Annotated in this window: 16 protein-coding genes; 15 read left to right on the top strand and 1 reads right to left on the bottom strand. The window is 49.4% G+C overall.

Annotation, left to right across the window (positions count from 1 at the left end; all coding sequences use genetic code 11):
• The first annotated feature begins 250 nt into the window (after positions 1-250).
• From BBEV_RS13995 to tsaD, 10 genes are all read left to right on the top strand, one after another.
• Positions 251-1609 (top strand): cytochrome ubiquinol oxidase subunit I, encoded by a 1359-nt coding sequence (locus BBEV_RS13995; RefSeq protein ID WP_069366034.1) that lies wholly within the window; start codon positions 251-253, stop codon positions 1607-1609.
• On the top strand, positions 1609-2628 hold the full coding sequence (gene cydB, locus BBEV_RS13990; protein ID WP_069366033.1) for a cytochrome d ubiquinol oxidase subunit II: 1020 nt from the start codon (positions 1609-1611) through the stop codon (positions 2626-2628). Before BBEV_RS13995 ends, cydB begins: the two co-directional genes overlap by 1 nt.
• Positions 2629-2633: 5 nt before the next feature.
• Positions 2634-4358, top strand: a complete 1725-nt coding sequence (gene cydD, locus BBEV_RS13985; RefSeq protein WP_084007409.1) for a thiol reductant ABC exporter subunit CydD — start codon at positions 2634-2636, stop codon at positions 4356-4358.
• Positions 4358-6076 carry a thiol reductant ABC exporter subunit CydC gene (gene cydC / locus BBEV_RS13980; protein ID WP_069366032.1) on the top strand — a complete coding sequence of 573 codons (1719 nt, stop codon included), beginning with the start codon at positions 4358-4360 and terminating at the stop codon, positions 6074-6076. The genes cydD and cydC overlap by 1 nt, the downstream gene beginning before the upstream one ends.
• A gap of 355 nt (positions 6077-6431) precedes the next feature.
• On the top strand, positions 6432-7565 hold the full coding sequence (locus BBEV_RS13975; protein WP_069366031.1) for a trans-sulfuration enzyme family protein: 1134 nt from the start codon (positions 6432-6434) through the stop codon (positions 7563-7565).
• A 41-nt stretch (positions 7566-7606) separates the two neighbouring features.
• Entirely contained in the window at positions 7607-8620 is a 1014-nt protein-coding gene (thiL, locus tag BBEV_RS13970; protein ID WP_232318194.1) for a thiamine-phosphate kinase, read from the top strand.
• A gap of 170 nt (positions 8621-8790) precedes the next feature.
• The gene (gene tsaE / locus BBEV_RS13965) at positions 8791-9252 is read left to right on the top strand and encodes a tRNA (adenosine(37)-N6)-threonylcarbamoyltransferase complex ATPase subunit type 1 TsaE (protein WP_069366029.1); all 462 of its coding nucleotides are present in this window, start codon (positions 8791-8793) and stop codon (positions 9250-9252) included.
• Complete coding sequence (tsaB, locus tag BBEV_RS13960) at positions 9249-9965, top strand: tRNA (adenosine(37)-N6)-threonylcarbamoyltransferase complex dimerization subunit type 1 TsaB (RefSeq protein WP_069366028.1); 717 nt, start codon at positions 9249-9251, stop codon at positions 9963-9965. Before tsaE ends, tsaB begins: the two co-directional genes overlap by 4 nt.
• A complete protein-coding gene (gene rimI, locus BBEV_RS13955; RefSeq protein ID WP_069366027.1) occupies positions 9946-10431 on the top strand; it encodes a ribosomal protein S18-alanine N-acetyltransferase in 486 nt (161 codons plus the stop codon). The genes tsaB and rimI overlap by 20 nt, the downstream gene beginning before the upstream one ends.
• The gene (gene tsaD / locus BBEV_RS13950; protein WP_069366026.1) at positions 10415-11449 is read left to right on the top strand and encodes a tRNA (adenosine(37)-N6)-threonylcarbamoyltransferase complex transferase subunit TsaD; all 1035 of its coding nucleotides are present in this window, start codon (positions 10415-10417) and stop codon (positions 11447-11449) included. Before rimI ends, tsaD begins: the two co-directional genes overlap by 17 nt.
• Before the next feature lie 738 nt (positions 11450-12187).
• On the opposite strand, the gene BBEV_RS13945 is transcribed toward tsaD, so the two are convergent.
• On the bottom strand, positions 12188-14134 hold the full coding sequence (locus tag BBEV_RS13945; RefSeq protein WP_069366025.1) for an ABC-F family ATP-binding cassette domain-containing protein: 1947 nt from the start codon (positions 14132-14134) through the stop codon (positions 12188-12190).
• A gap of 150 nt (positions 14135-14284) precedes the next feature.
• Between BBEV_RS13945 and moaC the strand changes: the two genes are divergently transcribed.
• The 5 genes from moaC to BBEV_RS13920 all read left to right on the top strand — a co-directional run bounded on the left by moaC (position 14285) and on the right by BBEV_RS13920 (position 20064).
• On the top strand, positions 14285-14770 hold the full coding sequence (gene moaC, locus BBEV_RS13940; protein WP_069366024.1) for a cyclic pyranopterin monophosphate synthase MoaC: 486 nt from the start codon (positions 14285-14287) through the stop codon (positions 14768-14770).
• 24 nt (positions 14771-14794) lie between these two features.
• Positions 14795-15430 carry a redox-sensing transcriptional repressor Rex gene (locus BBEV_RS13935; RefSeq protein WP_069366023.1) on the top strand — a complete coding sequence of 212 codons (636 nt, stop codon included), beginning with the start codon at positions 14795-14797 and terminating at the stop codon, positions 15428-15430.
• 142 nt (positions 15431-15572) lie between these two features.
• On the top strand, positions 15573-16982 hold the full coding sequence (locus BBEV_RS13930) for an MDR family MFS transporter (protein ID WP_069366022.1): 1410 nt from the start codon (positions 15573-15575) through the stop codon (positions 16980-16982).
• Positions 16983-17000: 18 nt separating this feature from the next.
• The gene (locus BBEV_RS13925) at positions 17001-18005 is read left to right on the top strand and encodes an ABC transporter substrate-binding protein (RefSeq protein WP_069366021.1); all 1005 of its coding nucleotides are present in this window, start codon (positions 17001-17003) and stop codon (positions 18003-18005) included.
• A complete protein-coding gene (locus BBEV_RS13920; protein ID WP_069366020.1) occupies positions 17995-20064 on the top strand; it encodes a PAS domain-containing sensor histidine kinase in 2070 nt (689 codons plus the stop codon). The genes BBEV_RS13925 and BBEV_RS13920 overlap by 11 nt, the downstream gene beginning before the upstream one ends.
• Position 20065 lies beyond the last annotated feature (1 nt).

The following is a 20065-nucleotide window of genomic DNA, read 5'->3' as shown; positions in this document are numbered from 1 at the left end:
TGTAAATATTAAAAATTAAGTCCTTGTAATTGAGAAAGCTGTTCTGAAGCGCCGGTCATATCCAAAGGTATGGGTAGTCGTATACTTTAGAAGGCTATACTTATGCCGCCTAATAATATAGCCAAAAGAAATGTCATGAAATTTTCACAAAATTCTCATACGATCCACACAGTTTTAAAATATAATAATAATTGCACTAGAATGAATTTAATCTTATAAAAAGACTAATGTTTTGGGGAGGGGTCAAAGAATGCTTGATGTACTCTTATTGTCACGCCTGCAGTTCACATTCACTGCGGTTGTACACTACATATTTATACCGCTGACAATCGGACTTGCAGTATTTATCGCGTACATGGAGTTTCGCTACTGGCGAACGAAGGATCCATTGTATGACAAAATGGCGAGATTCTGGACAAAGCTGTTCCTGATTAATTTTGGGGTCGGCGTTGCGACCGGGATCACGATGGAGTTCCAGTTCGGAACAAACTGGGCGGCCTATTCCCGGTTTGTCGGGGACGTTTTCGGCGCGCCATTGGCAGCGGAAGGGGTATTTGCCTTTTTCCTTGAATCAACGTTCATCGGACTGCTTGTGTTTGGACGGGATAAAATCTCAAAAGGGATGCGTTTCTTTGCAGCTTTGATGGTTGCAGTCGGGACAAGTCTCTCTGGATTTTGGATTATTGCAGCGAACTCCTGGCAACAGACACCTCAGGGACATATTATCAATGAAGAGCTGAATCGTGCCGAGATGGTGAACTTTGCAGAAGTGATTTTTAATCCATCGACAATGGTGCGGTACCTGCATGTGATGGAAGGGGCATTTATTACGGCATCGATGTTTATCGTGGCGATCAGTGCCTATTTTATTATCAAGAAAAAGAATATGCCGCTGGCGAAACGCTCGATGAAAATGGCGATTGTCGTCGGTCTTGTTTTCAGTGTGCTGCAGGCTTTCTCAGGGCACTCCCACGCACAGCTGGTCGGGGAAACCCAACCGGAAAAACTGGCTGCGTATGAAGCACATTGGGAAACAGAAGCAAATGCACCCCTGTTGCTGTTTGCGATTCCAGATATGGAAAACGAACGGAATCGGTTTGAATTCGGTATTCCGGGGATGCTCAGTTTCCTGACGTATGATGACGTCAATGCGGAAGTTACAGGGCTCAAAGAGTTCGCCGCAGAGGATCGGCCACCGGTGATAGGGAACTTCATTGCTTTTCGTGTCATGGTCACTGCAGGAATCATTCTGATCGGTTTCTTTATGGTGATGGCATGGCAATGGCGGAAAGGGCAGCTCTTTGAAAAAGAAAGACTGATGAAGACCGCGCTTTGGATGCTTCCGCTTCCTTATATTGCAAATACAGCAGGATGGATTGTTGCTGAATGGGGACGTCAGCCGTGGGCAGTGTTCGGCGTACTGCGAACAGAGGATGCCGTATCACATCTGAGCGGTGTGGAAGTCCTGATTTCTCTTGGGTTATTCGTTGCCATTTACGCCTTCCTGGTATGGCTGATGGTTTATCTCATGAAAAAGGAAGTCAAGAAGTTCGATATGGAAACATCCATGAAACATCTTGATCATCCGAAGGAAGGAGAGTCAGCCTGATGGACTTACAATTAATTTGGTTTATACTGTTGGCAGTTTTGATTATCGGCTATGCGGTACTGGACGGGTTTGATCTGGGTATAGGCACACTCTTCTATCAGCTGGGGAAAACAGAGGATGAAAAGCGGACCTTGATCAATTCCATTGGACCGGTCTGGGACGGCAATGAAGTGTGGCTGCTGACTGGAGGCGGCGCGCTGTTTGCTGCATTCCCATTCGTCTACGCCACCGTTTTCAGCGGTTTTTATCTGGCGATGATGGTCGTATTGTTCGGCTTGATTTTCAGAGCGGTGGGCGTGGAATATTACTTCAAGTGTTCGGATGATCCACCGATGCAGCGCTTAATGGGGAAGCTGTTCATGATTGGAAGCTTTCTGCCGGCCTTACTTTTCGGTGTGGCGATGGGGAATCTGGTCATCGGGATTCCGATGGATGCCAACATGAACTATACGGCAACTTTCTTCCACCTGCTGCATCCTTATGCGCTCCTCTTGGGAGTGATTGGTCTGGTTGGTTTCCTGCTGCAGGGTACAACTTATACGATCCTTAAAACAGAAAAAGCGCTGCAAAAACGTGCCCTGAAATATGCGAAGCTCTTTGTCATGGCAATGGGCGTTCTATGGATTTTGGGTACTGTCGGTACGTTGATTTTCGCACCACATATGTTTACGAATTTTACGAATCAGCCGATCTTGTTCGTGTTTCCACTGATGACCGTTGTCGCGATCGTGTTGATCCCGTTTTTCTTCTTTCAGAAAAAATACATGGCTGCTTTCCTGGCCAGTTCGGTCATCATCACTTCAAAGCTCCTGACGCTTGCGGGTGGATTGTTCCCGAACCTGGTAACCGGTGCAGATCCGGCGACGAGCCTGACAATTTATAACGCTTCTTCGTCTGATTATACACTCACGGTCATGCTGATTATCGCATTAATCGGGATGCCGCTGGTTATTGGCTATACAGCCTTCGTTTACTGGCATTTCCGCGGTAAGGCCAGTCATGAACGGGCGGGGTACTGATTCTGATGATGAAAAAAGAACTGAACAGAGAAGCATTCGTCTATCCACGGCGAATGTTTCTTCTTGTTCTCTTTACGGTGTTATCCGGTGCGGTGATTATTGGTCAGGCATATCTCATCGCAAGTCTCGTGGATGCCGTCTTTTTACAGGAGCAGGCACTGCGGGATCAGTGGATTTTGATGGCCTTGTTGCTCGGGGTGTTCTTTGCCAGGGTGGTTTTCAGTGACCTTCCTTTTCGGATTGGGATCCGGACAGCCAGGGACGTGAAAGACCGCTACCGTCAAAAACTGCTGGAGCGGATGACGGCAGCCGAGCAGCGCACGGATCTGACAGGCAAGCGCATCAGCCTGTATCTGGACGTCGTCGATGAACTGGACAGCTATTTCAGTTCGTATTTCCCGCAGCTGATCCAGACGATGGTTGTCCCGGTCATGATTTTGATCACGGTGTTCACACAGAATATTTATTCAGGTCTGATCATGCTGATTACAGCGCCTTTAATCCCCGTTTTTATGATGCTGATTGGCAGTCAATCGGAAAAGAAGGCCGGGGTTCAGATGGCGAAGCTCCAGAGCTTTTCAGGCCATTTTCTGGACACCTTGAAAGGCGTTATGTCATTGAAGCTTCTCGGACAGACAAGCGCGCAGCGCGAAGTGATCCGCGAGAAAAGCCTGGCATTTCGTGAAGCAACGATGGATGTACTGAAGATCGCATTTCTATCCGCACTGATGCTGGAAATTCTCGCAACGATTGCGACAGCAATGATTGCAGTCGAAGTGGGACTCAGGCTCGTGTTCGGGCACCTGACATTTCAGACCGCATTCTTCGTATTGCTGATGGCACCTGAACTGTATTTGCCGCTTAAAAACCTCGGAGCAAGTTTTCACTCCGGGCGAAACAGCATTGCCGCAGGGGAGAAATTGAAAGATGCATTGGAACAGCCGTTGCCTGAAGTGACCTGGGGGCGTGAAAAACTCGCACTCCAGGCACCACCGGCATTGACGCTGGATAACCTGAACTATTATTACCCGGGAAATACCAACGCGTCCCTCGAAGGGATCTCGGCTACGATTCCGGCAGGAGAACATGCAGCGATCATTGGAGTCAGTGGTGCGGGAAAGTCCACACTGATGAATGTGATGGCGGGGTTGACAGAAGCTGAGGAAGTTGATAGTTATCTCGTTAATGGACAAAGGCGGTGTGACTGGACCGAAGAAAGCTGGTTTCAAGAAATCGGTTATGTGTCGCAGCATCCGTATCTGTTCGCGGGGACGGTCCGCAGTAATCTTTTGATGGGAAAGACCGGTATTTCCGGACAAGTTTTGAATGAAGCAGTCCGTTCTGCAGGACTGTCAGATCTGCTCGCAGAACTGCCGGATGGTCTGGATGCCCCTGTCGGTGAGGGTGGACAGGGTTTCTCAGGCGGTGAGAAGCAGCGCATTGCCCTGGCGAGGGTTATGATTCAAAAGCCAAAGCTGCTATTTTTTGACGAGCCGACTTCCGGACTTGATGTCATAACGGAAAAACGGATGAATGAGACCATTGCCAAGTTGAGCGAGCAATCCACAGTAGTGACGATCGCACACCGCTTACGAACAATCAGGCAGGCGGACCGGATCCTCGTGATTGATCAGGGCATTCTTGCAGCTGAAGGCACATTTGATACGTTGGCCGCTGAATCTCAACCGTTCAAAAGAATTACCGGTGAAGTGCGAGAGGGGGATGAATGATGAGGGATGCAAAACCTATACTGAAGCTGATGCTCTTGGAGAAAAAAGGCGTCATGCTTGCGGCTCTTCTCGGTTTTCTCGCTGCAGGCGCATCAGTCGGCCTGCTCGCATCCAGTGGGTATCTGATTTCGAGTGCGGCCCTTCAGCCTCCCTTATATACGTTGACAGCGACGATCGTGCTGGTTCGGTTTTTCGGTTTGTTAAGAGCCGGAAGCCGCTACGGGGAGCGTTATTTTTCACATCAGTCAACGTTCACGATACTCAGTCACATCCGGACACACTATTTTGACCGTGTGGTTGCCAATATCCCCGGGATGTTTCGAACGTATCGGAGCGGGGATCTGTTGAGCCGGATTACCGGTGATGTGGAAAATCTGCAGTTCTTCTTTCTGCGGGTCGTCTATCCGCCGGTTGTGATGCTGCTTGTTTTCATGGCAACGATTGTGTTTGCTTCACTCTATTCCATGACCGCTGCCTTTTTATTGTTCGTCGGTTTTCTTTTGACAGGCGGGGTGATCCCGGCATGGTTTGCGCTGAAAAACCGTCATAGTTCAGCGAATGTGCGCTTGAAACGCGGTGAATTAGCTACTGAAGTAACCGAGTGGATGAGCGGATTCCGTGAACTGAAGATGCATGGTCAGGCATCGGGAAAGGCGAAGGACGTCCACCATGTATCAAAGCGCTATGCGACAGAGCAGGAGAGAGAACAACAGGAACTCCGGGGAAGTGAATCTGTGAATGTATTGGCAGGGCTCATGATCACGTGGCTCCTTACGTTCTTTGTATCCCTCGAAGTGCAAAACGGGGATTTACACGGTGTATGGCTCGCGGCACTGATCTTGATTTCGCTCTCGGTTTTTGAATCAGCCAATCCAATGGCGTCCTTTCCGAAAAATGCGGAAACGAGCCGTCAATCTGCAGAACGGCTGAATTTGGCTCAGTCTGAAGAGACGCCAGGTGTAATTGAGGCAGAATCTGTATCGGTCAATGAGATCGACGCGTTACAATGCGCTCGGTGTGATTTCACTTACCCGAGCAGTGAACGGAAGAGCCTTGAACAGGTCTCGCTTGAACTGAATTCTGGAACCCGAACAGCGATTGTCGGAGCGAGCGGGTCGGGAAAAACGACGCTGATGCATCTGCTTTTAGGCATTTATATGCCACAATCGGGACACGTTTTGGTAAACGGCACCCCGCTTGACAAGGTGAACCTTGAGGACTACTGGGCGAACTGCCGCTTTTCCCTGCAGGAGAATCATTTTTATTACGGCAGTGTAAGGGAAAATCTGCAGCTGGCAAATCCTACAGTCGATGATCAGACGATGCTCGACGCGCTAAGTGCAATGGCGCTTCAGAATCTCACACTGGATGATATCGTCGAGGAAGAAGCAAAAAATCTCTCCGGCGGCGAGCGGCAACGGCTGGCCCTGACGAGAGCCTGGCTTCAGGAAGCCCCTTTCTGGGTATTGGATGAACCGCTGTCCGCACTCGATATGACGACCTACGATCAGGTGATGCACAAAGTGCTTGCTAAAAGCCGACAGGATATCTTTTTGTTGATTACGCACCAGCTGAGAGGGCTGGAAAAAATGGATCAAATCATTGTCATGGATAAGGGACGGATCGTGGAACAGGGGAGTTATACGGATCTCGTTTCGGCTGAGGGCTGGTTTAGGGAGTTGCTTACTATAGAGGACGAACTGCTGGAAACAAGCTGATCAGAAAAAGAATGCTTGGCTTCTTGAGGGGCCAATGGCGAAAGCCTTCGCTGCAGTTATCTTTCAAAAAGCAGAAACGTTCCTGAGAAATACAAAGAAAAAGGCCATGGACTGCGAATATGTCCATGGCCTAATTTATAAAGTGAAAAAGGGGGATCACTTTACAGCTTGTGGCTTTCTTGATGGTACACATAAATCGTAACAAATAAAGATTAAGAGAAGATGTACAACAGATTACGATTTAATAAAGAAGATGTGAAAGATATAACACAATCATGTGTGTTTCAGATGGTGAAATCCCCGGGTTTGTAGTAAGATGGACACCATAGTCTGATTAAATGAGGCGGGGATAACTATGAAATTCAACACAAAAAATGTACATATGAAAAGTCATCAGCTGAAAACAGATAAAAGTAAAGCGACACCGATTTACCAGACATCTGCGTTCGCTTTTACGGATCTTGATGATATGGAAACGTATTTCAATGGTGAAAAGAATTATCTGTACACCCGAATGGGCAACCCGAACACCGATGAACTGGGTCAGGCCGTGGCAGATATGGAAAATGCTGAAGCAGGTGTGGCCTCAGCTTCGGGTTTATCCGCGATTCTTGCGGGATTCCTGGCAGTGGCAAAACCGGGGGATCATGTCATCGTTGCAGAGGATCTTTACGGGGGAACGTTTCAGCTCATTGATGAAGAAATCCGCGGCCTTGGAATCGCCATCGATTTTATCGACATGACAAATTTGAAGGCAGTGGAGGACGCAGTCACGGAAAAAACTGTACTCATCTATACCGAATCGATCACAAATCCCCTTCTCAGAGTAGAGGACCTGAAGGCACTTGTTACGCTCAGTGAGAAGCACGATTTGAAATTGATGGTGGACAATACCTTCGCAACACCGTATCTCATCCGGCCTTTGGAAGAAGGCGCGGATCTGGTTGTACACAGTGCAACAAAATATATCGGGGGCCACAGTGACGTAACGGCAGGTGTACTTTGCGGCGGAAGCGAACTGGTACAACAAGCAAGGAAAAAAATCACGACCCTTGGCAGTAATCTCGGTCCGTTCGATGGCTGGCTTGCAGTGCGGGGGTTGAAAACTCTCAGTCTGAGAATGAGAGCCCAGTGCGACAATGCGCAGATGCTTGCAGACGCATTGGCACTGACGCCTGGCGTGAAACGGGTGTTTTATCCGCAAGGCGCATCGGACGCCGGAAACGGTGCCATTGTGACGATCGATTTGGAAGATGATATCGATCTCAATGCTTTGACCCGCGGGCTGTCGTGGATCAAAGTAGTCCCGACGCTTGCCGGGGTTGAGACAACGGTATCGTATCCGAAAGGAACTTCCCACCGGGCATTGACGGAAACCATGCGGCAAAAACTTGGCGTCACGGCACAAATGATCCGGATTTCCGTCGGTATCGAGGACGGAACGGATATCATTGAAGCATTCTCAGAAGCAGTGAAACAGGCGAGGTAATCAGTTCTGTTGTCAACGGGACAGATTTGCTATAATACGGATTGGCATACAATTGGACGGTGATCAGATTGGATCAGGAATTTGAATGGATTGAATCGATAAAGCAAAAGCGGAAGACGGGGGAGTCCGTTATCGTTGGCGTGGGTGATGATGCGGCCATTGTGTCCGGCGTCGCCGGATTTTACGACGTGATTGCTGTGGATACGATGGTGGAGGATATTCATTTCTCAAGTGTCACGATGACCCCGGAAGATATCGGCTATAAGGCCCTGGCAGTCAACATCAGTGATTTGGCGGCGATGGGGGCGATTCCAAGACATTACATCGTCTCGATTGCCATCCCGAAGAAAGGCTGGCCTCAAGAGAAAACGAGGCGCATTTATGAGGGTCTTGAGGAAGCGGCTGAAAAGGACGGGATGGATCTGATTGGAGGCGACACGGTATCGACATCGGATAAACTGGTGATTACCGTGACGGTGACAGGCATTGTGGAAACGTCTGTCCGACTGACAAGAGATCAGGCAGAGCCTGGTGATGTCATCGTCGTAACCGGACCACTAGGCTCTTCCCCGGCCGGCCTTGATCTCCTGTTGGGGCAAGACGACATGACAGCGATCCCGGAAACTGAGCAGGAAGCATTGGTAAAAGCTCATCAGCGGCCGGTACCTCAGGTGAAGGCCGGCAGATTGTTTGCTGAAATGGGGATTCGGGCTGCGCTCAATGATATCAGTGACGGGATCGCCCGGGAAGCAAAAGAAATTGCGGAGGCCAGTAGTGTGCGGATGGTTCTTGATTGGAACCGGATCCCGAAGCCGGATGTTCTGACCGGGTTTCCTATGTCAAAACAACAGGACTGGGTCCTCTATGGCGGAGAGGAATTTCAGCTTGTCGCTGCTTTCTCTCGGGAACATTGGCGGGAAGTCTGTTTACGAGCTCAGACGGCGGGGGTTTCGATTTTCCCTGTCGGGATGGTGGAACAAGGTGACGCAGCTGTGGATCTTATCTGCGAAGGGAAACGGGAAACGCTGACGAGAAGCGGATACGCCCATTTTTAATCATTCATAGAATCGTTTAAAGTTTCTTTATTCAGGGTTCGGGAGAACCCCGTACTCAGGAATCCGCTATGGCTTTAGCCTGGCGGTAGTTCAAAGTTTCTAGACGAGCGCTTACGCCATTCAGGATGTGCTGTGAAGCGGGGTTTTTAGTGGTAAAGGATGTGGGAAAGATGACAGTGAGCCTCACCATAGACGTGCAGCAACTCACGGAAACAAAAGAACTTGCAAAAGATCTGGCTGAGAAGCTCCAACCAGGTGATGTGATTACCCTCGAAGGGGACCTCGGTGCAGGAAAGACAACATTCACCAAAGCACTCGCTGAGGCCTTCGGCGTCCCGGGCAATGTCAACAGCCCCACCTTTACGATCATGAAAGAATACATGGGCAGATTGGCGTTTTATCATATGGATGCGTACCGGATCGAAGCGGAAGATGAAGACCTGGGTCTTGATGAGTATTTTGACAGCGGCGGCGTGGTTGTGATCGAATGGCCGTCGATGATTGCCAGTCAATTACCCGATGCCAGACTGGATATTCTGATCACGTATACTGGACCCGATACGAGAACCATGACGATAACAGCTCATGGCAAACGTTACGAGGCACTGATAAAGGAGATAAAGAAGGCATGAATGTACTGGCGATAGATACAGCAAGCTACGTGATGGGGGTCGGACTTTTGAAGGACGGCAAACCGGTCGGGGAGCTTGTGACCCATGAGAAAAAGAATCATTCCCTTCGGCTGATGCCAGCGATCCGAAGCCTGTTTGAACAGGTCGATCTGACGCCCGATGATCTCGACCGGATTGTGGTGAATCACGGACCTGGTTCGTATACCGGCGTTCGTATCGGTGTCACAACGGCAAAAACCATGGCCTACAGTCTCGGTATTCCTGTTGTGGGTGTTTCGAGTCTGAAAGTTCTTTCATTAAACGGAGTACATTTTACCGGAGAAGTGGTGCCATTTTTCGATGCCCGCCGCGGTCAGGCATTTACAGGTCTTTACGAACAGAATCAGCAGGTCCTCGATGACCGGATCATCATGCTCGATGAGTGGCTGCAGCTGTTGACAACACGGGAAACCCCACGCTTTTTATTCATCAGTCCGGATCTCCATCTGCATCAGGATGTGATCCAGAGCGCTTTGGGGGAGCGGTCCGTATTTGCGCAGTCGCCTAATGAGCTGGTGCGTCCTGTGGCGCTGGCTCTTGCAGGTATGCACCTGCAGGCAGACTCAACGGTACATCTTTTCAAACCCAATTATTTACGGTTGGCAGAAGCAGAATCGAAGTGGCGCGAACAAAACCCTGGGAAGGTTGAGAGCTATGAGCCAAAACGCAACTGAAAAAGCGGAGATTCACGTGCGGTTTATGGACGTAACGGATCTTGACCAGGTACTCGATCTGGAAGCGAAGTGTTTCAGCACACCGTGGACACGTGAAGCATTCTACAGCGAACTGGTCAAGAATCAGTTTGCCTACTATACGGTCGCAGTGGCAAAGGGAAAAATCATTGCTTACTGTGGTTTATGGGTGGTTGTCGGTGACGGGCATATTACCAACATTGCCGTTGATCCTGAATGGCGACGCCATGGTATCGGGGAACGTCTCCTGAAAGGGGCGCTTGTATTGGCTGTGAAATTGGGCGCCGACCGGCTTTCCCTCGAGGTGCGGCTTTCGAACGTTGCAGCGCAGAATCTGTACCGGAAATACGGTTTTCAAAAAGGCGGGATCAGAAAGAATTATTACACGGATACGCAAGAGGATGCACAAGTGATGTGGGTGGGGTTAAGAGATGAAAAAAGAACATAACGAGATCATATTAGCGATCGAAACGAGCTGTGACGAAACGGCGGCAGCTGTCATCGAAGGCGGGCGTGTGATCCGCAGCAATGTCGTTGCGTCGCAGGTTGAGAGCCATAAGCGGTTTGGCGGAGTCGTCCCTGAAATCGCTTCGAGGCATCATGTGGATCAAATCACGGTGATCATAGAAGAGGCGGTGGAACAGGCAGGGATCCGTCTGGAGGACCTCGATGCCGTCGCGGTGACTGAAGGCCCGGGTCTTATCGGAGCCCTCCTGGTGGGGGTGAACGCAGCCAAGGCGCTGGCGTTCACACTGGATATCCCGCTCATCGGTGTTCATCACATTGCAGGTCATCTGTATGCGAATCACCTGGTGGAACCGTTGACCTTTCCGCTGGTGGCGCTGGTCGTCTCCGGAGGTCATACGGAACTCATTCATATGGAAGCAGACGGCCGCTATGAAGTAATGGGTGAAACGCGTGATGATGCAGTCGGAGAAGCTTATGATAAAGTAGCCCGGACGCTCGGGCTTCCTTACCCTGGCGGCCCGCATATCGACCGTTTGGCACATGAAGGAGAAGAAACGCTGACACTGCCAAGGTCCTGGCTTGAAGCAGGATCATTCGATTTCAGTTTCAGCGGGCTGAAATCAGCTGTGATTAATACGTTACACAACGCCAGGCAGCGGGATGAGAAGATCCCTGTGGAAAACCTTGCGGCGAGTTTTCAGGCAAGCGTCATTGACGTCCTTGTGGATAAAACCATTCGCGCTGTGAAAGAGAAGCAGGTCAACCACCTGATTGTTGCGGGTGGTGTAGCGGCTAACAAAGGACTGCGTGCCGCTTTGAAAGACGCCTGCGGACGAGAGGGAATCCAATTGACGATCCCGCCACTCCATCTGTGTACAGACAATGCTGCGATGATAGGTGCGGCCGCGCATGTGCAATATCAACAGAGCATGTTCAGCGATGACCGGCTCAATGGGAATCCTGGCTTGACGCTTCAGAGTAAACAAGTTCAATCGTGAGCTTGCACAATCCGTTTAATCGTGAAACCTCGGGGTATCAATCACCCCGGGGTTTTTTACACTGTGCAGAAATGTTTACGTTCACGAAAGGACAAAAGTAGAAGTGCTCTTTCCATTCAGATAGCCTCTTGACATAACAGACCAGATGCTTTTCCATGTGGATAACTTTCAGAAAACAGCAAGCGGATTCATCAGTTATGCACAGTGTTATCCGGATATACACAGGTTAAACCGGGTCATGACAGAGCTGGAACTGAACAACATCAAATGAGCGCTTGAAAAAAACAAATACTGAACGCTGTGTCAATAGTCAAAAGGCATCGTTACAACTCTGTGTATAAACTTATCCACAGAGTTGTGAATAATGTGGAAAAAGCACTTTCATCGTTGATGGATCAACTTGTGGACTGTGGGGACAAAATCTGTGGATAACTCACTTTTTTGGGGATAACGAGCTGAAACGTGCTTGTTAAGCGGAAAAACGGTGGATAACTCTGTGGGTAATGTGGATATGTCGAGGATTTGTGTACAATATCATCTTGACAGTCCTGCTGATAACTGTTCCATAGATTGAAACTGTGTATAAGTCGATGAATCACTAACATACCTCATCTTGTCACCAAACCCCGGTTTAACTGATACTTGACTCCTTTACTGAAATTGAATGTGCATGAAGTAGCAAAAAAGAACCCGCTAAGCGTCGGGTTCTTTCGTCATTTTTCTGTATTCAGGTGCTTGTTATTCTTCTTGCAGTGTTTCCCATTCCTCCATGGAAGATTCGAGAGAGGCATGTAATTGTTCGAGCTGACTGTTCAATTCGGCGGATTGTTCGTGATCCTGGAACACCTCCGGTTTACACAGTTCATCTTCGATGGCCTGTACCTTCCGCTCTTTTTCTTCAATTGCAGCTTCAAGCTCTTCAATGCGCCGCTGGCGTTGCCGTTCGAATTTCTGCGCTTCTTTTTGCTGCTTGAAGTCTGTTTTCGTACCGCTGGAAGGAGTCTGATCCTTCGCCTCTGAAGCAGGCGTTGAAGCGTTTTGAGCTTCGGCTTTTTCCTCTGCAATCAGCCGGTACGCTTCCTCTTCTTCTTTTTTCTCCTGATAGTAATCATAGTCGCCAAGATAACTTGTGAGTGATGTACTGGACAGCTCGATCACCCTGGTCGCCATCCGGTTGATGAAATAGCGGTCATGGGATACGAATAAGAGCGTCCCTGGGTAATCAATCAGTGCATTTTCAAGAACTTCCTTACTGTCAAGATCCAGGTGGTTTGTTGGTTCATCGAGGATGAGGACATTGGATTTTTCCATCATCAGCTTCGCAAGAGACAGCCTGGACTTTTCTCCCCCGGAGAGATCCATGACGGATTTGAGGACATCGTCACCTGAAAAGAGGAAGTTACCGAGTACGGTGCGGATCTCTTTTTCAGGGGTCTGCGGGTAATCGTCCCAAAGCTCATGAAGAACGGTCTTCTTAGGGTTCAACCCGGTCTGTTCCTGGTCATAATAGCCGATGGAGACATTGCTTCCGTAGCGGATTTTACCGGCCATAGGAGAGAGCTGTCCGGCGATGGCTTTTAACAGCGTTGTTTTGCCGATGCCGTTGGGTCCAATCAGTGCGACGCTCTCGCCGCGGTTCAATGTGAAGCCGGCATGTTGAAGCAAGGGTTCATTGTCATAACCGATGGCCAGATCCTCCACCATCAAAACGTCATTTCCGGTCTGTCGTTCAATTTGGAACTGGAATTTCGCCGAACCGTCTTCGTTTACCGGTTTATCCAGGCGGTCCATTTTCTCCAGCTTTTTCCTGCGGCTTTTCGCACGGTTACTGGTGGAAGCCCGTGCGAGATTGCGCGCCACGAAATCTTCAAGCTTTTTGATCTCCGACTGCTGTTTTTCAAACTCTTTTAATTCCTGTTCGAGCCGTTCGGCTTTGGCATCGAGGTAGTAGGAATAGTTTCCGTTATAGCGGTACGTATTCTGAAAGGTCAGTTCATATACGGTGTTCACGATCCTGTCGAGAAAGTACCGGTCGTGTGAAACGATCAAGAGTGATCCGTTGTACGCGCTGAGATAATTCTCGAGCCACGTCATCGTATCGATGTCGAGATGGTTTGTCGGTTCATCGAGGATAAGGAGTTCCGGTTTGGAGAGCAGCAGCTTCCCCAAAGCCAACCGGGTCTTTTGCCCGCCGCTCAAAGCATCGACGGTGGTGTTGTAATCAAATCCTTTGAAGTTTAATCCGGAAAGAATACTGCGGATATCCGCTTCATACTGAAACCCGCCACGGTCGCGGAAATCCTGCTGGAGCTGATCATATTCTTCGAGTACCTTTTCGTAGCGTGGATGTGACGGATCACTCATCTGTTCTTCGAGACTGCGGAGTTTCTGTTCCATATTTCGTAATGCTTCAAACACTGTCATCATTTCATCCCAGATGGAACGTCCTGACGACAGGCCACTGTCTTGTGCGAGGTAACCGACATTCACTTCCTTCGGGATCATGAGTGTCCCTTCGTCATGCGTTAATTCACCTGCAATGATCTTCAACAGTGTGGATTTCCCTGCACCGTTTCGTCCCACCAGTGCGATCCGTTCATTCGATTTCACTTCCAGCTTGACCTGATTGAGGATCGTGTCCGTCCCGAAGGACTTGGACAGTTGTGCACATTGTAATACAATCATGATTGTTCATCCCTTATTCGCTCGTCTTCTTGTTGATTCACAACGTAAGTGTACATGAATTCCTTTGTCAGTGGCAACTTTTCCGGAATAATATGTGCAGTTTGTGAAAAAATAGTGTACAATAGTGGAAGAATACGAGGAGGGTATGCGATGGATTCATTTACCCATTTTAATGAACAGGGCCGGGCGAAGATGGTTGACATCTCCGACAAGAATGAAACGGTCCGGACCGCCGTTGCGGTATCAAGTGTAGTAGTGAACAATGACATTTATGAAGCTGTTCGCCAGGGTGCCATGAAAAAAGGGGACGTACTGGCAGTGGCGCAGGTAGCCGGAGTCATGGCTGCGAAAAATACGGCACAGATCATTCCAATGTGTCACCCACTGTCACTCAGCGGTGTGGACATTGCGTTTGACTGGACGGAAGAAAAGCCGTCGCATCGTCTGAACATCCGGGTGGCTGTGAAAACCAAAGGCAGTACAGGCGTCGAGATGGAAGCGTTAACATCAGCCAGCGCTACCGCATTGACGGTGTATGATATGTGCAAGGCCGTTGATAAAGGCATGGTGATTGGTGAAACGTACCTGCTGGAGAAAACCGGCGGTAAGAGTGGCGATTTCAAAAGAGAAGGATAATTGCTGAACGGAGGTTGTGTAGAAATGGAAGTAGATCAGGCAAAGATACCACAGGCAACTGCAAAACGGCTCCCGCTGTATTACCGGTTTCTCGAAGGGCTTCAGGCATCGGGAAAACACCGCGTGTCCTCAAGTGAACTCAGTGAAGCGGTGAAGGTGGATTCGGCTACGATCCGCAGGGATTTTTCGTATTTTGGAGCTTTAGGCAAAAAAGGCTACGGTTATAACGTCAACTATCTCCTGTCCTTTTTCCGGAAAACGCTGGATCAGGATGAGCTGACGAAAGTGGCACTGGTTGGTGTCGGTAATCTGGGTACGGCATTTTTGAATTATAATTTCAGTAAGAGTAATAATACCCGAATTGAAATGGCGTTTGATGTCGACCGCTCGAAAGTGGATCAGACGATTGGTGATGTGCCGATTTATCATTTCGATGATATGGAGGAAAAACTCGGAGACATTGAAGTGGTGATTCTCACTGTGCCGTCCATGGCCGCACAGGGCATCACAGATCAACTGCTGGAATCCGGTATCAAAGGCATCCTGAATTTCACTCCGGCAAGATTGACCGTACCGGATAATATCCGTGTGCACCATATTGATCTGTCTGTTGAACTGCAATCCCTCATCTATTTCCTCAAGCATTATCCACTCAATTAAAAGCTCAGAGCATCCGGCAAAAGCGCCGGGTGCTCTTCTTCTGTCTCTGCCATTTTAGTTCGTGATTATGGTATGATAGATAGATATCAAGGTCTTTCGTCAATCGAAAGAGATCGAAATCAAACTGAAATCAGGTGACACTATGTTCAATCGCATACCGAATAAATGGCTGGTTGTCATTACGGTATTAACCGGTACCTTTACGGTAATTTTAAATAACAGCATGCTGAATCCTGCCATACCTTATTTTATGAATCTGTTTGACGCGGATGCCGTCAGTGCGGGCTGGGTCATCACGATTTTTATGGTGGCCATGGGGATGTCCATGCCGTTAACGGGCTATCTTGCCGATAAATTCGGAAAAAAGCAAGTGTATATAGGAGGCTTGATGCTGTTTGTGACCGGTTCAGTGCTGGGGTCCTTTTCCTGGGACATCAGTGCGATGATCGGCTTTCGAGCCATTCAAGGTGTGGGTGGCGGCATGATCATGCCGCTCTCCATGGTCCTGATCTTCGATGCTTTTCCCCGGGAGGAGCGGGGACTGGCGACAGGCGTGTGGGGTGTCGCTGCGATGCTTGCCCCGACCATTGGACCAACGTTGGGCGGTCTCCTGGTGGAACTGGGATCGTGGCAATGGCTCTTTCTTGTAAACATCCCTACAGGACTATTGGCGATTTTGTTTTCCATCCGATTTCTCTCGCAAACGAAGCGGGTAACGGATATCCGTCTCGATAAACCTGGGTTTGTCACGGTCACGATCGGTGTCGGCTCGATCTTGTTTGCGTTGGGTCGGATCAACGAATTGGCTCATCTCTACAATGCACTCAACCTGACACTCATTGCAGTTGGCGTGTTCTCACTCTGGTTCTTTGTGCGGATTGAAGCCAGGCAGGACCAGCCCCTGCTCGATCTCTCCATCTTCAGAATCAAGGCGTATACATACAGTGTACTCATCGCCATGATCGGTTCTGTCAGCCTGTTCGGGGGGATCTTTCTGATTCCGCTGTTGATCCAGACGGTATACGGCTACGGCGCGATCATGACCGGCCTGAGCTTTCTTCCGTCAGCCTTACTGATGGGGTTGTTCATGAATGTCGGTGGGCGGATGCTCGATGTGAAAGGCCCGACCATTGCAGCGGCGGGAGGGCTGATGGTTCTCAGTGTGTCCACGTTCGCCCTTGGCTTTTTGACAATGGAAACAGCGCTTTGGTTCGTCTTTTTGTTAAACGGGATCCGGGGGATCGGGATGGGTCTCAGTAATATGCCTGCGACAACCGCAGGGATGAATTCCATTCCGGAAAAACTGATTTCCCGCGGCTCGGCAATGGGGAATGTCGTCCGGCAAATGAGCTCGGCGCTCGGAATCGTGTTTGTATCGATCTATTTCGAAGTCCGGCGTTCACAGATTCTTGTGAATGGCGGTGGTGACTTGCAGGAGGCGAGTCTGACCGCCATCAATGAAGCTTTTATCGTTTTGGCGGTATTAACGCTGGTGGCTGTCCCGTTAGGGTTTAAACTGGGACGTGAATACAAACAGACGGTGAAAGACTGACAGGAGGGGGGACACGCGATGCGCACGGCATCAGTAATGACAGGACTCATGGTTATGGCAATCATCGGGTTCTTGATTTTTGAAAACAGCCAGGCCGAAGAACCGGCACAAATCGGAGTGCTTGTCACCGAAAGCAGCCGGATGGAGAAACTTACGGGTATAGAGGATGGTCTGGCAGATCTCGGTTTTGCCGACGATGATGTGGTATTTCATGTGTACGAAGAGGAAGATCCTGGTCTGCTTTTGTCGGTCGCAACAGATCTGGTGCATGCGGATTATGATTTGATTACGGCTTTCGGAGGAATCGAGACGCAGGTCCTCCAAGAGGCAATGGATGGTACAGAGAGTCATACGCCTGTGGTATTCGTCGGTATGGCAGCCCCGATGGAAACGGGCATAATTGAGCGTTTTGAAGCACCTGGCGGCCAGTTCACAGGCATTGCCAACCATCATCTGAGCCTCTCAGCGAAGCGTGTGGAATTATTCACCGATGCCCTGCCGGAGCTTGAAGCGGTTGTCTTATTGTATAATGCATCGATTGATATCAGTGAACGGTCGCTGGCCATGGCGTTGGAGGCAGCGGACGAATTACAAATCAATGCATTGGCCTTTGACGTCGGTGACGTTTTTGACGCTGAAGCACTGAACGGAGTGCTCGGACCGAACACCGGTCTGATGACGTTACCGAGTTTTGTGATCGAAGGGATGACCGGTGAACTGGCGGAATTTGCGATGGCAAAAGACGTTCCCCTGATGGGGATATACGATGACGAAGCATCGGCTGGTTTTCTAATGAGCTACGGCTCGTCATTCTACGATCAGGGGTACCAGGCAGCCCGTCAGGTGAGCATGCTTCTTTCTGGAAATGACCCGGAAAATTTGCCGGTGGAGCTGCCGGATCAGTTGTTGTTTCACGTCAATGACGATGTGGCGAGGGAACTTGGAGTCACGCTCAATGAAGACATTTTGCGCCTCGCAGAACCGGTACCCTCAGAACAGGGAGGTGTCCTCGATGCGCAATAAATTTCGTTCCGTCCGGCAAAAAGTCCTTTTGTTCGGTTTTTTGATGACGATTATCCCTCTGGTTTTGATATCCGTATACTATCTGACGGATCTGACTGATTATGTAGGCAGTACCAGCGAGGAAATCCAGGAGATGCGTCTTCATAACCTCGCCGGAGATATCCGTTCAGATATCCGGCAGGTGACGCATCAATTGGATATCCTCGCAGCATTGGATCAGCCGGAGAATGATCAGGGTGCTTTTTATGAAGTCCTTCGATCCATGCCAGCGATCGATTCTTTGGTGATGCTTGATGCAGAAGGAATGGTGTCTTCTGAAATTGCGAGAAATGCCCTGAATCATCGAAGGACAGGAACCAGCTGGTTCCAAGGAGATGCCTTGGAACCTGACGGAACAAATTTGTCTGAGGTTCTCTTTAATGATTACGGTCAGCCGTATCTGCAAATGGTAACGTCCTATGGGGACGGTGGGTACATCGGTGCGTCGGTACAGCTGCAAAAATTGATTGGCAGCGTGTCTTCGTATCAGCTCAATGATGAAACGGTCATTTACCTTCAGGATCACACAGGACAGATCATTGCCCATCAGGATTACTCACGACTCTGGCAGTCGGATGTGGATGAAATCGAAGACGGGATTCATATGCGGACAGCCATTGACGAAGTGGATTGGGAGTTGGTGATGGACCAGCCGAGAAGGGAAGCGATGACCCCGGTTTTTGATATGATGCGCCGGGGAGCCTTCACTGCAACGGTGATGATCCTGTTTGGCAGTGTGATCAGCGTCTTTGCCGGTCTTTATTTCGTCAAGCCGATCGAGCAGCTTCAGCGGGGAATGCTCCGCATGAAGACTGATGACAGGCCGGAAACGATGCCCGTGGAACGAAGTGATGAGTTAGGTGAACTGACGGAATCATTTAACGAAATGAATGAAACCATACAGGAAAAAGAACAGCGCCTCCGTCAGGAAAAAGAACGCCTCGATATAGTAGTGAACTCGATGGATGCCGGTCTCGCGGTGGTCCGTAAAGATTATTCCATTGCCTGGCTGAATCCGAAGCTCCGGGGCTGGATTGGTGAAAAAACAACAGTGCCTTGTTTCAAGCTCTTTAACGATTCAGATACCCCTTGTTATTCGTGCCCGCTGGGTGAAACAAATCCTTTTGAGAAAATGGATGAAGTACTCACGCGGACCGACGAGACAGGTCAGGAAAGGGTTTACCGGCATCGGGTGTTCCCTTTGCAGTATACATTGGAACAAGATGAAGAAGCTTTGATTGTGATGGAGGATATTACCGAAGAGAGACTGATGGAGGAGAAAATCATTCAGACAGATAAATTGTCCGCCCTCGGACTCATGGCTTCATCCTTTGCCCATGAGGTCAATAATCCACTGGCATCGGTTCAGGTGTATGCTGAAGATCTCAGTGACCGGTTGACGGGAAATCAGCAGGAATTGCTCGATAGTGGCGACATGGCACATTATCTGTCCATTATCCGTAAGAATATCGACCGATGCAAAACCATCACCGCAAACCTTCTGAATTTCTCCAGGAAAGAGCATTGGCAAGACACGCATTTGAACATCAGGCAAGTTGCTGACGACAGTCTGATGCTGATGGATCATTCCTTGAAAAAATCCGGTGTTCAGGTGCATGTCGATGAAGAAACGGACATGCCGTTGATTACCGGAGATGCCATGAAGCTCTCCCAAGTATTTGTGAACCTGATCCAGAATGCGATCGATGCGATAGCGGACAAAGAGGAAGGAACCCTTACGATCCGGCTCTTTCAAGCAGCAGGAGAAGTCGTTGCGGAAGTTCATGACAACGGCACAGGAATCCCGCAGACCGATTTTGACAAATTGTTCGATCCCTTCTTCACCTCGAAACCGACAGGGAAAGGAACCGGGCTGGGCTTGTCCGTCTGTTACGGCATCGTGCAACAAATGAAGGGAACGATGGAAGTCGAGAGTCAAGTCGGACAAGGTTCCACGTTCCGGATCCGCCTTCCGGGCCAGGCGGGAAATCTGAAGAATGTCAGACAGATGGAGGAATGAA

This window comes from Salisediminibacterium beveridgei, assembly GCF_001721685.1.
Taxonomy (GTDB): domain Bacteria; phylum Bacillota; class Bacilli; order Bacillales; family Salisediminibacteriaceae; genus Salisediminibacterium; species Salisediminibacterium beveridgei.
The sequence above is the reverse complement of the archived record's forward strand: the minus strand, read 5'-3'. Positions and strand labels throughout refer to the sequence as shown.

Coding starts and splice junctions, on each gene's coding strand:
- moaC (WP_069366024.1), top strand. CDS start 14,285: ATGGATTCATTTACCCATTTTAATGAACAGGGCCGGGCGAAGATGGTT.
- BBEV_RS13935 (WP_069366023.1), top strand. CDS start 14,795: ATGGAAGTAGATCAGGCAAAGATACCACAGGCAACTGCAAAACGGCTC.
- tsaB (WP_069366028.1), top strand. CDS start 9,249: ATGAATGTACTGGCGATAGATACAGCAAGCTACGTGATGGGGGTCGGA.
- BBEV_RS13995 (WP_069366034.1), top strand. CDS start 251: ATGCTTGATGTACTCTTATTGTCACGCCTGCAGTTCACATTCACTGCG.
- cydC (WP_069366032.1), top strand. CDS start 4,358: ATGAGGGATGCAAAACCTATACTGAAGCTGATGCTCTTGGAGAAAAAA.
- BBEV_RS13925 (WP_069366021.1), top strand. CDS start 17,001: ATGCGCACGGCATCAGTAATGACAGGACTCATGGTTATGGCAATCATC.
- BBEV_RS13945 (WP_069366025.1), bottom strand. CDS start 14,134: ATGATTGTATTACAATGTGCACAACTGTCCAAGTCCTTCGGGACGGAC.
- BBEV_RS13930 (WP_069366022.1), top strand. CDS start 15,573: ATGTTCAATCGCATACCGAATAAATGGCTGGTTGTCATTACGGTATTA.
- tsaD (WP_069366026.1), top strand. CDS start 10,415: ATGAAAAAAGAACATAACGAGATCATATTAGCGATCGAAACGAGCTGT.
- tsaE (WP_069366029.1), top strand. CDS start 8,791: ATGACAGTGAGCCTCACCATAGACGTGCAGCAACTCACGGAAACAAAA.
- cydB (WP_069366033.1), top strand. CDS start 1,609: ATGGACTTACAATTAATTTGGTTTATACTGTTGGCAGTTTTGATTATC.
- BBEV_RS13975 (WP_069366031.1), top strand. CDS start 6,432: ATGAAATTCAACACAAAAAATGTACATATGAAAAGTCATCAGCTGAAA.
- cydD (WP_084007409.1), top strand. CDS start 2,634: ATGATGAAAAAAGAACTGAACAGAGAAGCATTCGTCTATCCACGGCGA.
- rimI (WP_069366027.1), top strand. CDS start 9,946: ATGAGCCAAAACGCAACTGAAAAAGCGGAGATTCACGTGCGGTTTATG.
- BBEV_RS13920 (WP_069366020.1), top strand. CDS start 17,995: ATGCGCAATAAATTTCGTTCCGTCCGGCAAAAAGTCCTTTTGTTCGGT.